Annotated in this window: 12 protein-coding genes; 3 read left to right on the forward strand and 9 right to left on the reverse strand. The window is 34.5% G+C overall.

What is annotated here, in order from left to right; all coding sequences use genetic code 11:
• Positions 1–54 precede the first annotated feature (54 nt).
• From FD31_RS11475 to FD31_RS11495, 5 genes are all read right to left on the reverse strand, one after another.
• Positions 55–792: a hypothetical protein gene (locus FD31_RS11475; protein WP_147007368.1), complete on the reverse strand. Its 738-nt coding sequence runs from the start codon at positions 790–792 to the stop codon at positions 55–57.
• A 170-nt stretch (positions 793–962) separates the two neighbouring features.
• On the reverse strand, positions 963–1,946 hold the full coding sequence (locus tag FD31_RS11480; protein ID WP_057892924.1) for an aldo/keto reductase: 984 nt from the start codon (positions 1,944–1,946) through the stop codon (positions 963–965).
• Positions 1,947–2,255: 309 nt separating this feature from the next.
• Positions 2,256–3,674 carry an MFS transporter gene (locus FD31_RS11485; RefSeq protein WP_057892925.1) on the reverse strand — a complete coding sequence of 473 codons (1,419 nt, stop codon included), beginning with the start codon at positions 3,672–3,674 and terminating at the stop codon, positions 2,256–2,258.
• A 5-nt stretch (positions 3,675–3,679) separates the two neighbouring features.
• Positions 3,680–4,216 carry a PadR family transcriptional regulator gene (locus FD31_RS11490; RefSeq protein ID WP_057892926.1) on the reverse strand — a complete coding sequence of 179 codons (537 nt, stop codon included), beginning with the start codon at positions 4,214–4,216 and terminating at the stop codon, positions 3,680–3,682.
• A 114-nt stretch (positions 4,217–4,330) separates the two neighbouring features.
• Complete coding sequence (locus FD31_RS11495) at positions 4,331–4,753, reverse strand: Fur family transcriptional regulator (protein ID WP_083483660.1); 423 nt, start codon at positions 4,751–4,753, stop codon at positions 4,331–4,333.
• A 552-nt stretch (positions 4,754–5,305) separates the two neighbouring features.
• Here FD31_RS11495 and FD31_RS11500 point away from each other — a divergent pair.
• Positions 5,306–5,998 carry a response regulator transcription factor gene (locus tag FD31_RS11500; protein WP_057892928.1) on the forward strand — a complete coding sequence of 231 codons (693 nt, stop codon included), beginning with the start codon at positions 5,306–5,308 and terminating at the stop codon, positions 5,996–5,998.
• Complete coding sequence (locus tag FD31_RS11505) at positions 5,995–7,383, forward strand: sensor histidine kinase (protein WP_057892929.1); 1,389 nt, start codon at positions 5,995–5,997, stop codon at positions 7,381–7,383. Before FD31_RS11500 ends, FD31_RS11505 begins: the two co-directional genes overlap by 4 nt.
• Positions 7,384–7,488: 105 nt before the next feature.
• Here the strand turns inward: FD31_RS11505 and FD31_RS11510 are convergent, their stop codons facing one another.
• The 4 genes from FD31_RS11510 to FD31_RS11535 all read right to left on the reverse strand — a co-directional run bounded on the left by FD31_RS11510 (position 7,489) and on the right by FD31_RS11535 (position 13,629).
• The gene (locus tag FD31_RS11510) at positions 7,489–9,402 is read right to left on the reverse strand and encodes a fructose-bisphosphatase class III (protein WP_057892930.1); all 1,914 of its coding nucleotides are present in this window, start codon (positions 9,400–9,402) and stop codon (positions 7,489–7,491) included.
• Positions 9,403–9,980: 578 nt separating this feature from the next.
• Positions 9,981–12,500, reverse strand: coding sequence for a hypothetical protein (locus FD31_RS11520; RefSeq protein ID WP_057892932.1), 2,520 nt, complete (start codon positions 12,498–12,500; stop codon positions 9,981–9,983).
• 537 nt (positions 12,501–13,037) lie between these two features.
• The gene (locus FD31_RS11530; protein WP_057892934.1) at positions 13,038–13,289 is read right to left on the reverse strand and encodes a hypothetical protein; all 252 of its coding nucleotides are present in this window, start codon (positions 13,287–13,289) and stop codon (positions 13,038–13,040) included.
• Positions 13,279–13,629, reverse strand: coding sequence for a sigma factor-like helix-turn-helix DNA-binding protein (locus FD31_RS11535; protein WP_147007369.1), 351 nt, complete (start codon positions 13,627–13,629; stop codon positions 13,279–13,281). Before FD31_RS11535 ends, FD31_RS11530 begins: the two co-directional genes overlap by 11 nt.
• Before the next feature lie 629 nt (positions 13,630–14,258).
• Here FD31_RS11535 and FD31_RS11540 point away from each other — a divergent pair.
• Positions 14,259–15,761: an AMP-binding protein gene (locus FD31_RS11540; RefSeq protein ID WP_057892936.1), complete on the forward strand. Its 1,503-nt coding sequence runs from the start codon at positions 14,259–14,261 to the stop codon at positions 15,759–15,761.
• The last annotated feature ends 1 nt before the right edge of the window (position 15,762 follow it).

Raw genomic sequence — 15,762 nt, forward strand, 5'->3', positions numbered from 1 at the left:
TTCTTGCTTCTGGAGGCGGCATATTTAACCTTCAGTATCTGTAATTAAATTTCACTAGGCATAATTATGATTAATATCCCACGTTAAATCTTCCAAATCAGTGCTAGCTTTAGGATTATTCAGTACATACTTACCAGTTTTATCTTTGATCCAAAAACTAAACTGTTCATCAAAAATAGGTAGTGAATTAGTTTTTGTAAAGCCACTCTTCATTAAAATTTGGCTATATTCCGAACCATTAGCTAAATTATTTTTATCCAAAACAGTAATAAACTGGGTCCCAATTTTGGGTAAAGGAGCTTCCGGATTTTCAACCAAAATATCGTGGTCAACTTCTTTCGTTCGATTCATGTCAGCATAATAAACGTCGGTTGTCGTCAAACCACCACGCAAAACGACGTAATAATCTTTGCCAGTTAGGCTTTTATCTCCACTTAATACTTGATCAATGCGAATTTTAGCCTTGGTCAAAGCCATATTTTTGGGAGCATCCATTTGTTCCAAGTTATAGACTGTACCTTTAACAATATTGCCAGCTTTTTTAAGATCTGATAATTTAGTTGGAACAATACTGTCGCCACTATAAGCATCAGTTTTAACAACTTCAGCATCTTTGGTCAATTTAGTCCAAATTGTCTGATTCTTTTTAATTAAAGCTTCATCTTTTTTAACTTTCGGCTTAACTTTCGATGTTTGATGTTGATCATTTGAACCTTTGGAGTTCAATCCACATGCGGATAACGGTAAAACAAAGACTAATAACGTTAGAACTATTAGAGTTTTTTTCATCATTTTTCTCCTATTGGACTTCATTATCACATCTTTACATATCATTTGTAATCGCTTTTTTTGAATAAAGAAATATAAGATTTTTTCTACAAAGCTCAAAAAAGGAGCACCTATAAAAAGGTACTCCTTTATATTTAGACATAATCAACGTGTGATGTTAGTTAATCAACTTTTTACCACTTATATTGAACGGGATTCTTAATGTATTTATCGTAAACATCACGGACGATTCCCATTTGTTCATGCGTAAATGGTGGCAATTCAGCTGCTGTTACGTTTCTTTCAATTTGTTCTGGCTTTGATGCACCAGGAATAACTGTGCTGACACCATCATTCATCAAGATATAACGTAATGCCATCGGTGCTAATTTATTACCGGCACTTAGTTTTTCGTCCAATTCTTGAGCAGCTTTTACTCCAGTCGCGTAATCAACACCTGAGAAAGTTTCTCCAGCATCAAATTCCTCACCATTACGGTTAGTTGTTCGATGGTCGTTTTTACCAAATTTTGTATCCAGAGTATACTTACCTGTCAACAAACCACTAGCAAGCGGCACTCTAACAATTGTTCCAACATCATGTTCTTTAGCCATCTTGAAAAAGTTATCAGCTGGACGAAGACGAAACATGTTGTAGATGATTTCGACTGAAGAAATATCATAGTCTAAAGCTTTAATACCCTCTTCAACCTTTTCAACACTGACACCATAGTTTTTGATCAAGCCTTCTTTTTTCATTTTATCCATAGCAAAGAACACTTCTGGCTCATAGAAAACTTGAGTTGGTGGACAATGTAAGAGCACATTATCCAAAGCAGCAACATCCAAATTTTTTAGACAATCTTCAACGAAGCCACGAAGATTTTTTTCATTATAACCTGCGGCAACATGTGGATCTAAGCGGCGACCAATTTTAGTTGAAACAAAGACCTTGTCTTTTTTACCTTTGATAAATTTAGCGATGGCACGTTGACTTTCACCATCTTGATAAACGTCTGCTGTATCAAAGAAATTTACCCCTTGATCATAGGCTTCTTCCAAGGTAGCAAGTGCATCTTTTTCTGAGAAAGGATCGCCCCATTTTGAACCAAGTTGCCAAGTACCTAGTGATACTTCACTAGCGTTAAATCCCGTATTTCCAAATCTACGATATTTCATATAAGTTCCTCCCAAATATTTACTCATCTTGATACTAGCACTTCGCCTATACTCTAAGACAAGTCTATTTTTCAAATATATTTTCTACCTTTAATTAGCTAATAAATATTGGAGAAAATCCTAAAAAGAACGAGTTTGGAACAAAACTATTATTGTCCCCAAACATGCAGCATAAACGTGGAACAAAACATAGCTTTTTCCGCTTAAAACAAATAGCCCAAGCAATCCAAAATCGGATTGTTTGGGCTATTTGCCTTAATGCTCGAAAGCTGACCATGTTTTGTCCCACTCTTTGAATACTTATTGTAATTATTTTCTCAATAAACGAACGCCTGTAATAACTGTTGCTAATAAACAAATTGCTAATGAAACCATGAAAGCAACGTGCATTCCTGAGATAAATAGCTCTGGATGAGCTGGAACATATGACGTTACGGTATGTCCAGCAGTGTGACTCATAGATGAGAATAAGACAGTCGTCGCTGCTGAAATACCAATAATCATACCTAATTCACGAGCTAAAGCATTGATTCCTCCCGCGATTCCAAGGTCTTTTACTTCTACAGAGTTCATAACAATTGAGTTATTAGGTGCTTGGAAGACTCCGTTACCAAATCCAACTAAACCAACGAAGAACATAAAAATCCACATTGGTGTTGCCAAGCCCATAAACATATATCCAACTTGACTAATTGAAATCAAAATCAAACCAATAAATGTTAATAATTCTGGCCCTATTTTATCCGAAATGGCTCCGGCAATTGGTGCGACAACTACTTGGACAATTGGGAAAGTCATCAAAGCATACCCTGCATAATTAGCAGCTAATCCACGTGCATTTTCCAAATAGAATGGTGAAATAACGTTGAAGAAAAAGTTAGCTACAAAAATTAGGAAAGCACAGAAAATACTAATCGTGAAATTAGCATTGCGGAAAATTCTTAAATCCAAAACTGGACGTTCAACGTGCAACTCAACTCGGATAAAACCAATAAAGGAAATTAGTGCAACCACAAATAATGCTAAGACACCTGGTTTAACAAAGCCAATTTCTTGCCCCAAGAAAACTCCAGCGAACAATGTCACCATTACAAGAGCAAATAATGTTGAACCTGTTTTATCAATCTTTTGTTTCGATAGTGTAATATCTTTAGGTAAAATTTTCATACCTAATAAAATAGCTATGATACCAACTGGAACGTTGATTAAGAAAATATAGCCCCAGTGCAAGTGAGCCAAGATCAATCCACCAACACCAGGTCCGGCGATACTACCTAAAGCCACAAATGAACCAATCGTACCTAATGCACGTCCACGTTCATTGAATGGGAAAACCTCAGTAATAATCCCATTATTAGTACTCATAGTCATCGCTGCTCCAACAGCTTGGATAGACCTAGCTATTAAAAGAAACAGTAATCCAGAATTAAATCCACAAAGTAATGATCCAATTGTAAATAAAATTGAACCAATTTTGAAAATTCGAATTTTTCCGTAAGCATCTCCGAGTTTTCCAAACAATAATAATAGTGCACAAATAACAATCAAATAAATGGAAACGACCCACTCGGCTTGATTCATTGGAATATTTAAATCTTTACTCATCACTGGTAAAGCAATATTAACAATACTTCCGTCCAAAGTAGACATAAAAGTAAACATACAAACAGCAACTAAAATCATCCAGCGATGCTTTTGAATCTCTGGATCTTTTGCAAAACTATCCATAAAAGTTAAGCCCCTTTTCTTTGTTTTAAAAGTTGTGCCACCCAATTAACTTGGGCTTGAGCACGTAAAATCTGTAATTGTTTAACTAGCAAAGCATCGTTGATATCACCTTGAACCATATGCTTATTAGCACCCAACTCGGCTTGCAAATCCTGAAGACGATTCAGTTTAGATTCAGAAAAATTTTGAAAATCTTTCAAAATAAAAATCTGCTGCTCACGATTTAATAAATGTAAAAAATGTACTTTCATTAAAAAGGTCAACTGAGTTTGTTTGTTAAGAGCAACCTTCGTTTCAATTAATTCATAGAAACGGATTTTTCCCTTTTCAGTTATCGTCGCTAACTTTTGCGGACGCTTATTCTCGGTATTTTCAAAACTAAGGCTAAGCTCTTGCACCTGTTCCAACTTGTCTAACAATGGATACAACGTACCAAAACTAATTGCCTGGTCATTACCGGCTATCGATATAAAGGCCTTGCGCAAAGCATATCCTGTCATCGGGTGATCCATCAATTGACCCAAGATAAATAATTCATACATTTTTAACACCTTCTTTACAGCTTTTAAGTATATATCGTTTCGATATATTAAACAAACTTTTTTCAGAAAAAAAAAACTTAATTTCAGTAATTTGAAATCAAATCTTTAGCAAGTTTAAGCTTTTAATTTTTTCGTACAGTTGGCACAGAGTCCGTAAACCTCAATGGCATGGCCTTCAATCGTATATCCGGGCAATTGATCAGCGAAGAATTCCATGGGACAAGCCTTTAATTCCGTAACTTTGCCACAGTTTTTACAAACAAAGTGGTGATGATGACGATGTGTAAAATCACATTGATACTTAACCAATGTTTTATCTTTTTCTTGATATTCAACCAAACCAATATCGGCAAACTCTTTCAAGTTCCGATAAATTGTATTATTGCTCATGCCTGGATACAACGAGCGCATGTAGTTAGCAATATCATTGATTGAAACGTATTGAACCGTAAATTTCCTTAGGAAATCAATTAAGTCAGTCCGTTGTTTCGTAATTTTGTAATTATTTTGTTTAAGAATTTCAATTGCTTTATCCATTATTTATCACCTTTTTAAACTAATCGATTGGTTGATGCCGCCTCCAGGAACAAGAAATTTAGGTCGCTGTGGGGACCGAGTCGAGCCAAGGTCTCGCCTCTCGATTTTGAACCTCGCAAAATACGCGAGTTTCAAAACTCGTCCCGTGGTGTAAGTGCTAAAGCACTAACGCCACCTTCACAGCGACCTAAATTCTTGTTCCTTCCGGCTAGTTTATTTATTACTAATTGTCAGGAATTTCAATCTTTTAATACATATCCAGTTATATCAAAAATACGTCATCAATAAAATTGAAATTATTGTATGAAACTTAATATATCAGCCATTTTCAAAAATTTAGATTTATAAAAAACTTACGTTGGAAGAATCGATAATAGTCAATGAAGAAAAAATATTTAACTATTATCATACATAACAAAGTATATCATAATTAGTAATCTTTACGCTTTAGTTTGTTTTTAGTTAGTATTAAGGTTCATTTACTACTATAATAATTAGAAACCTACGGATTAGAACATCTGAGTCACTAATACACTACTGGGAGATTTATTAATGAAGAATACCATTTTAATTGTTGAAGATGAACGCAGTCTTTCAAGCTACGTTAGTAAAGAACTACAATTTGAGGATTTTGATGTCATCATTGCCAACGATGGTGCTGAAGCGATGGATCTTTATGAACAGCATCAAAATGAATTGCTTCTAATTTTATTGGACTGGATGTTGCCCAAACTTGATGGCATGGAAGTTCTTCGTCGGATTCGTAAACACGACCAAGTGCCAGTAATCGTCATGACTGCTCGTGACTACATTGGTGACAAAGTTGCTGGTCTTGATAATGGCGCTGATGATTACATTACCAAACCTTTTGAAATTGAAGAGCTTTTAGCTCGGGTTCGGGTTATTCAACGTCGGGCTGAACACTTAACTGAACCTGACCAAACTTATCAAATTGATGACCTTATTTTGAATACTAAATCACATCAAGTGACACGGAATGATGAAAATGTGCAACTAACACGTCGAGAATATGACTTATTACTTTTCTTCCTCCAACATGTGGGACAAGTCTTTACTCGTGATGAATTGCTCGACAATGTTTGGGGTGAAGATTTTCTCGGTCAACAAAATGTCGTGGATGTTTACGTCGGTTATTTACGTAATAAAGTTGATGGTAAAGATAACAAACCTTTGATTCAGACGATTCGTGGGGTTGGTTATTCAATTGAGGATGTGACAGCATGACGTCCACGAAAAAATCAGCAACTTATCAAGAATTAATTAATAATGCGATTCGAAAATTAGTTATCATCATCACTTTATCAATCAGTGCTCTAATCTTAGTTGTTGTCGGCTTGCAGCAATATTCGCAAACTGTCCACGAAGCTAATGGTCAAATGATGAGTCTGTATCGTTCCAATATCGACGATATTCCTGGTTTTATTCAATGGAGTAATCAAAATAATCGTCATACAAAACAAAATACAGTGATTCGTGTTAAAACTAAAAAATCATCTATTACAGCAGCCTCCAACCGAACGGGCCAAGAAATCATGACGACTTCGACTTCAAAAAAATTTATCAGTCAAAGAAAAATTATGATTCTTCCAGGACAACACATCGTTTACGTTCAGGGCTATGGTCTGTTCCTCTTTTACACACGTAAAGATGCCGATACTACTTATCAGCTTTGGACCAGTTTAAGTCGTCTGATTAATAGTTTATTACTATTGTTAATTATCATTAGTATTATTGTTTTTGTAACACTTGGCTTTGGAACTTGGTGGGCTCAACAGTTGGCTGCCAAACTCAGTGCTCCAACAATTGAACTAGTTAAGGAAACTCGTAATACAACCAAAGATTCCGACACCGACCAGCCTAAACTTGAAGTGCCCGACAGCCCACAAGAAATTAAAGAATTGGGTAACGCCTTTAATGAGTTGCTTGAATCGCAAAATCAACGTCTTCAACGAGAAAAAGACTTTGTTTCCAATGCTTCTCATGAATTGAAAACACCAATTGCAGCTATTCGTGGCAACATCAATCTCATTAAACGCCATGGAGAAAAACATCCCGATGTCATCCCCGAATCACTCGGTTTTATTGATGAAGAATCATTGCGGATGCAAAACTTGATCACCAATCTACTTCACCTTTCACGAGCTGATCGAGCAGATTTAGTCTTGGATGATGTTAATTTATCTGAAATTGCGGAACAAATCGGCAAGCAATATCACAAGACATTGGATCATGAATTAAATTTATCAATTGCCCCCGATATACATATTTTGGGCAACGCGGATACCTTGAAACAAATCATCGTTGCGTTATTGGATAATGCTAATAAGTATTCACCTGAAAAAACACCAATCATATTAGAACTTGAAAATATAAATAATAAGATTGAGCTATCGGTTAAAGACTTGGGCATGGGTATACCTGATGACCAAAAAGATTTGATTTTTCAACGGTTCTATCGAGTAGATACATCGCATTCAACCGAAATTAAAGGCAGCGGTTTGGGATTATCCATCGTTTCCCAATTGATCAAAATCAACAACGGTTCAATCAAAGTTTTAGACAATCAACCACAAGGTTCCATCTTCAAAGTTAGCTTTGATAAAATTTAATATTGTATATGACAAGACACCCATGAAAATTTTTCATAGGTGTCTTTTTAGTATCGTAATTTTGTTCCACACAGCCAGTGCCTGTTTTTCAATTCTTGAGACGGACTACATATTTTTCAGTTTCAAAACAAGTTCATCCATTTGATGTTTAATTGTTTGACCGATATCTGTTTCTGCCACTAGTTTTCGCTTTGCAGATTGCTCAATTACTCGCTTAGTTGAAACGACATCTTTCATTTCTTCAATCGCCTTAGCACGTGTTGTAAAGGGCTCATGTGTCACCAATTGCAAACCATACGAATTGGACAACAATGTATATCCGCCGATTCCGGTGGTCTTATGATACGGTTTCGACATTCCTCCATCAATCACAAAGATTTTTCCATTAGCCATAATTGGCGAGGTTCCAGCTTTTACCGGTGTATGACCGTTAATTATATGTCCATCACAATCCAATCCAAATTCCGTCAATAATTGATCCGCAAACCACTCTTCTTTTCGTAATGAATAATACGGATTTAACTTCTCAATGTGTAATGAATCATTATCAATAAAGTAACGTTCAAAGGTAGTCATCTTATCTTTACCAAACAAGGGTGACATCTTCCCCGTCCACAAATACCAAATAATATCGGTTGCGAATGAATCAGTGGCTATTGGATTTTGTAAAGCAGTCCGAATCATCTGATCAAAATAATCAAATAATTGCTTACCTGCATACGCTTTGCCATTAATCGTTAAAGACTGCTGCTGTCCTTTTTCATCGACAGGAATACAACCATGCAACAATAAATTGTCATTATATTTGAGATACATCGAACCATTATCAACCAAGTAATTAATGTGTTTATTTAATTTGGACGAATGAATGAATTGTTGAATCAAGTCCTCAACTACTGCATTCTCCTCAGGGGTCAATTCATAAGGATTTTTCCAATCAACCAATTGAAAACAGCCATCTTGAATAGAATAAGATTGTCCATCTAAAGTGATTGTCTTACGATTTTGACTCAATTTATCCAGTAACAAACGGTTTTCCATTTGAAAATCAGGATTCCGTTTGATGGCTGCGCCTTCTAATTTAAATTGCATAATAGCAGCCGCTTGCTGGACACAATTATCCTGGGCTTTCTTTTCAGCTGAAATAATTTCCCCAGTATCTGACTTGGGTTCAAATGACTTCAATGGTTGATAATACTTCGTTGCTAAAGCAATCACCGCGCTCAAGTCAATTCCATAAGCATCTTGCAAAATTGCCAAATTATCATAACGGGCACAAATCCGTAACAAGTTGAGCATGCATAATTTTGAACCAGCAATACTTCCCATCCACAAAATATCATGATTTCCCCATTGAAAATCAAAATTTTGCCAATGACGAGCCAAATGTTCAATGATGTAATCAGGGTGTGGTCCGCGATCATAAATATCACCGATAATATGCACATGATCCACGACTAATCGTTGAATCGAATGACAAGTAGCGATAATAAAATCATCAGCTTCCTGCAAACTGACAATACTCGTCATAATATCCTGATAATAATATTGTTTTGTTTCAGCATTCAAATCCGCATAAAGCAGTTCTTCAGTAATGTAGACAAATTCCGAAGAAATAGCTTTTCTAACTTTGGAGCGCGTATATTTATTGGCGGTATAACGTAAGACCTCAATCAGATTATTAAAAGTATCCATATACCACTGATTTAATTCATCAACATCATTCATTCGGGCTTTAGTTTTTTTCAGAATTTCCGATGGATAATAAATCAAAAAGGCTAATTTTTTCTGACTAGCTGGTGTTAATCGACCGGTAAACAATTCAGCAATTTTTTGCTTAGTATTTCCAGATCCATTTCGCATAATATGAGCGAATTCATCGTATTCACCATGAACATCACTGACAAACGCTTCTGTCCCTTTTGGCAAACTTAAAATCGCTGACAAATTAATTATTTCTGACTTGATTTCGTTTTTACTTTTGAATTCTTTCACCATTTTGTTGTATAGACCTTTCATTGATAAATCGTCATTTGAAGCTTTACTTAGTACATAATCAAAACTATACCATTTAGTGAAATTTATGTAAACGGTATCATGATGATTCAGGTATCATGTGCTATACTTAGTGCGGTTTATCAATAAATTTGCAATTAATTGGGGGACTCATAATGATCAAATTAGTGTTACTTGCATCACCCACTGCAGGAGTCATTAGCGCCATTATCACAAATATACTCATTATTATCGCTTGCTTACTTATATACCTAATATCTGAAAAAACAATAATGAGAATAAAAAAAAGCAATAGTCGTTTAGAGCTCATAAAATACAAAATTGAAAATAAAAACAGGCGGTCACGATAACTATGTTAGAGGTGATATTTACAATCACATTTTATTTAGCAATTATCAGTATATTGATATCAATTATTATTTTCTTTTTAAATTTCAGAAAAATTATAAATTTGCGAAATAAAAATAAAAAATTAGAGTTCGAAATTTTAGATAAATTATATGATAGATAAAGAACCTAGCAAATGGACTCTTATAAATCCTAAATTACTAAGTTCTTTAATTTATACTTGTTTAATTTTTTTAAAATGCAATTGCAACCCACGCCAAGAATACAATCACTCCGATTAATACGTCTTTAATAATTCCTAATCCTATATCATAGTTAGATACTGGCGTCAAAACAATCCCTGAAAAGCTAACCATAACATTAGATATTTTTGCTATAAGCAAGCCTGTGTCAACTTTCATCATTTTTAAATTATCAGTATATTCTTGATACTTATCAGTTGCCATAACTAGATTATTCTTGTTAGTTATATATACCTCATAAATAACCTTAATAGATGATTTTGCTTTTGCAACTACGCCATCCTGTTTAACAGTCTTATCATAATTTGCCAATGTAATGACTCTGATTCCACATTTATCGCCAGTTTCTGGAATTCCAGGAGCAATCCCCACAAATAAATTACCTTTTTCAACCTTGGCAGCAATACCATTAAAGAGTCCAACAAAATCTGACATACTGCCCTTACCTGTTTCCTTAATGATTTCACCCACAGAATCTTCTATTTTACTCAAGTCGATAGAGCCATTATTTATATCGAAATCATAATATTTATCAGCAGTAACAGATGAACTTTCCTCTGCAGATACATGTACATAGAACGGACCAACATTACCTGAAACGCCATTATCTTTCCAATCTAAACTTGCTTTAAGTCCAGATGTTAATGGTATCTTCGAAATAATTTGTTCAGCTCTATTTAATAGTTGGGGATCATTACCGTATGTTGAATAACTCATTTTAGGAAATAAAACATCGGGATTATTTTTCAAAAGATATAACCAAGAAGTTGAGGTTACACATTCCCAAACATGAAACTCCCATGGTAATTCACCATATGTAGCCGTGGAATAAAGAACGCCACCTGAATCATTATTTACAGATTGTAGTTTTTCCATTTCTGATAAATATTTGTCAGCTAAATCATTCTCTCCTGATCTCATACATAGTAAAACAAATCCAAGTGTACCCTCACTCCAAACGATATCTGGAGACCCGGTATAACCTCCACCAAGGTCGCTATAAGGCTTAAATCCAGAAAAAGTTTGCTCTGATGAATAGTCTTTATTGAAACGATTTGTAACTTCACTTGTAACTAATTTTGCATTATCGACTTTATAATTAGACAATGCTGTTTTTATTAACTCACTACTAAATACTCCGAATGAATCATCTGAAAGAGTAGATAATCCTGCCCAAGTAACACAGTCTAAAGCCCATGATTTGTCTACACCATCTTCGTGAATGCCCTGATAAAATCTATTTTCATTATAATCATACAGAACCCGAATTATATTATAATGTAACCTTTCAGCAGCATTCTTGTATTTAACATCTCCAGTTAACTTGTAAAGACCATTCAATGCTTGGAGACTAGATACTTGATGCTCTGTTGAACACCATTCAATATCTCCTTTAACATAATCATAATTATCATTGTAGCTTCCGTAGCCACCTTTAAAAAATCCATATCTAGGATCTTCCTCATCAGTAACTTTTTGTCCTAATAGCCAATCCCCAGCCTTTTTTATCACATTTAAATAAGTTTCATCCCTAGTTTTAATTGTATAATATGACATCCCCCAAATTAGCCAAGCAACAGCTCCTGTTCGGACATAACCTTCGAAAAGTGGTCCAATATAATTATCATAGCTAAAGTTAAAAGAACCATTAGAATTTTGTTCTGCACTCATACGATTCAAAATCTCTTTACATAAATCATATTCACCACTAGTCGTGAATGTAAGCAATGCTAATCCTAAATCGTAAATCCACGAACGAGAGTTCAGCATATAACCATATTTACCTTTTGCACTGGTACCATCCTTATCAAATGAAGGATCATCTGATGGTATTAGATACGAACTTGGCAAACGACCATTCTTGATATTAGTTTGTGCTCCTGCAACACCAACAACATCATATGAAAAACTACCGGCCCTCCAAACTCTCTGAATAACCTTTCCAACTTTTAATCCCTTAGTAACCTTATTTGTATAAAAAATAAAGTTTTTATTACCAACGTCAAAAATTGGCATTTCGTCAGTTAAATATTCAGCATCTGTCAAACTATACAAACGCATTTTGAAGTTCACAAAATACGAATAAGGATATTCAACGAAACGATTGGGATCATCGTCAGATTTAGTTTTATCAATTAGCTTTATAACTTTGAATCCTTGAGGAATTTCTTTATTTGATTTCCAAGTTCCGTTGGCTTCTAAATTACATGAATCTTTAAGATAATACGTATCTGATAATATATATATTTCAACTTCATAATTTTCAGGATTACTGATTTCTGTCCAAGTACCTGCGATAATTCCTGAATACTCTGGAGAATAATATTCCCCAACATTTATATATTTTGGAAAAACTTTTTCATCCTCGTTGGGTAATCCAGCAACGTGTCCCCAAATAATTTGGGAAGAATAATCTGATCCATATTGATTGGCAAAATCAATTGAATATTGAAATTGAGCTGTATCCATCTGTGCTTTCAAAAAATTTAAAAGAGTTTCATTTGAACTCATGTCTATCACACTCCGCAAATATTAATTTATTAATATATAGAAAATTTCATATGATACAATTGACTCGATTAATAAAACTTATTTAATTCAGGTGAAATAATGTATACTCCAAACTTCGGTAATATTTTATACGGTTATATCATCATTGCCATTGTCGTTAATTTAATTCTCATTACTATTCTAAAAATGAAAAACAGATTATATAATCAAACATTACGTAACGAAAAGAGACTCAATCGTCAACTAAAATTAACTGAATATAGAATCAATAGGTATGGGAAATGATTGCAGACATCCTATTGTATATTGCTTTTGTATTTTTACCGATAATTACTTTTATATATGCAATCTTTTCAGCCATTAATTCTTATTTTAAAGAATCTCAAATAATAAAATTGAAACATGAAAATAAAAAAATAGAAATTAGAGTATTAAATAAACTCGTTAACAAGCAATAAGCCACAATAATCAAATCAGTTACTATATATTTTTACGCAACAGTTGGCGCCAACTAATTACACTGAATAAAAGACATATTTAAGAAAAATAACAACCATTTAAAGAAATTAATTTGTTTTTCTTTAAAAAATCGTCAAAATTCTTATGTTCGTTTTTGTACTGCTTTCTAATTGTTCTAATGATTTCAATTGATAATTCTTGGTAATAATCTTGCCGTTCATTGTACGGTGCTCCTTTGATGGTCTTATACAATAATGGTTTCATACTTGTAAATATTTTATTTTCATTTTTGGATTTTATTGCATCCATTAATTCTGGATTATTCTTCATAATTAATTTTCCTTCTTAATTTGTTTAAAATACGTTTTTTTTCTTTAGAAATGGACTGTTGCGATATATTAAGCACGCTGGAGACTTCCTTTTGGGTAGCTCGGTTTACAATAAGCATCCAGAGTATTCTTTGAGATTTTATATCTAAATCCTTAACTGCTTTGAGAATCACATCATTATCTATTAAATCTTCCCAATCCTTTATATTTTCATAAACTTTCTTTGCCTTATTTATGTCCAATATTTCATCCGGAACATAAATAAGCTTTTCTTTATTCACATTTCTTGAATAAAAATGTTTATTTTTAAAATGAATATTTCTCTTTAAACTGTTAAGCATACATACATATTCGAAGTAGTCTTCCAATTTACTTAATATCTGATCAGATAAGTATTTTGTAGGCTTTTTTTTATATTCTTTTATACATTTCTGTACCTCATTTTGTTTCAAAAAATTTATGATAAGAAAATTTCTACTATTTATTAAATTGTCTATATTAACTCGTCTTATCAAAAAATCACTTCGTCTTCACTAGTTTTGCCGAACATGTGTTCGATAGAACTATCGTACCTTTTAAACATCATTATTTCAATGCACTATTTTATATTTAATATTTTTACGAAAAAAAAGATTTCCATTCATCTTATTCATAGATGGCTGAAAGCTTTTTTTTATAGCAAATTTATACGCCTATGCAGTAGCTCTGAAACGAGCTGCAGACGACAGATTTCGAGATGTTTCTACGCTTCCCAAATCACGCACAAAAGCGGTGCGCAATTCGTGAAGCTAGGAAACCTCTCGAAATCTAACCGTCGTCCTCCGCTCTCTAAGAATTTCTTATATAAACCTTATCAAACCTCAGTAGTTCCCAACCCTCTTCCCTTGTAAACTATGGTTATTCAATCGAAAGGACATTGATTTAAGCAAGACTCCTCCCCCCTGATCTTACTTATCTCTGGTACAAAAATATGTCAGAACTTACTGAAAGATTACAACAACAATTGATTGCTGGTACTACTCGTCCTTTGATGCAAGATGCAAAGCAACACTGGTACACCGGCAGTGAACTTAACTTAGAAGAAAATGTTTGGAAAAATTATTGGCAAAGTAAAGGTATCGGTCACAACGATATCGTTCTTATCAGCCTAACTAATTCAGTTACTTATACTTTAGCTGTTCAAAGTCTTTGGGAAGTCGGTGCGATTGTTCAACCAATCAATCCGGCCACTAACGAAATTCAAATTAGTGAACTTGAAGACCAATATCATTATTCTGCAATTATTTTAGACTCCGATTTAACCGACTTAGAAATTTTAAATTATTTATTTATTAATCAACCACGTTTGACCACCTTACATGAACCCGAAGTGCAAATTTATCTTCGTAATAAACACATTGCTCACTTGGTAGAAGAACCAACTGACGAGCAAATCGCCCTGATTATGCATACTTCTGGTACAACTGGTAAACCTAAGCGTGTCGGTTTGACGCATCAGCAATTATTAGCTGCCGCATTCAACGTGATCGACAGTGAAGAATTAACTGACCAAGACAGTACTTTTATCCTAATGCCCATGTTCCACATCAATGCGATGGTCATTTCTAACTTGGCAACGCGTTTATCTCATGGACAATTACTTTTCCGTCCGAAATTCAGTGCCCATCTATTCTGGAAGGAAGTCAGTAGTGAAATGGTGACTTGGGTTTCCTTGACCCCCGCTATCGTTGCGATTCTTCTACAACGTGACGAACAGCCAACAAAGAATCGGCTTCGGTTTCTCAGAACTGCTTCAGCCCCTCTCCTACCAAGCATTCACCAACAATTCAGTCAAAGATTTTCAATTCCGTTAATAGAAAGTTACGGCATGACTGAAGCCGCTAGTCAGATTGCTCAGAATCCTTTGGAACAACCCATTCAAAATACCGTTGGGATTATCAAAGGTACACAGATTCGAATTTTGGATAGCAATTATCAAGAACTTGGTCCAAACGAGATTGGTGAAATTGCTCTAAAAGGTGAACATGTTATCACTCATTATCTGGACCCCCAACCTGAGGCTTTCCATAATGGTTGGCTCTTAACTGGTGATCTTGGTTCGTTAGATGAACAAGGTTACTTGCACATGGCTGGTCGTATTAAAGAAATGATTATCCGTGGCGGTGAAAATGTTAATCCATTAGCCGTTGAAGATTGTCTACACGATTTAAAATTTGTCCGTGAAATTGCGGTGATTGGTACACCTGATTTAATTTATGGTGAAACTGTTACGGCTGTCATCGTACCAAAGAAACTGAGTCAAGATCATCGCCATCAATTGGCGTTGTTGAATGAATTAGCAAATGAGCAATTATTACCTGTTGAACGTCCCACAAAATACATTTTTAGTACGCAATTACCGAAAAATGCGACTGGTAAAATTCAACGCACACTTCTAGCTCAGGAAGTGACTCAACAACTCAAGGAGGCCTAAT

The sequence above is a fragment of the Companilactobacillus nantensis DSM 16982 genome (assembly GCF_001435815.1).
Classification (GTDB): domain Bacteria; phylum Bacillota; class Bacilli; order Lactobacillales; family Lactobacillaceae; genus Companilactobacillus; species Companilactobacillus nantensis.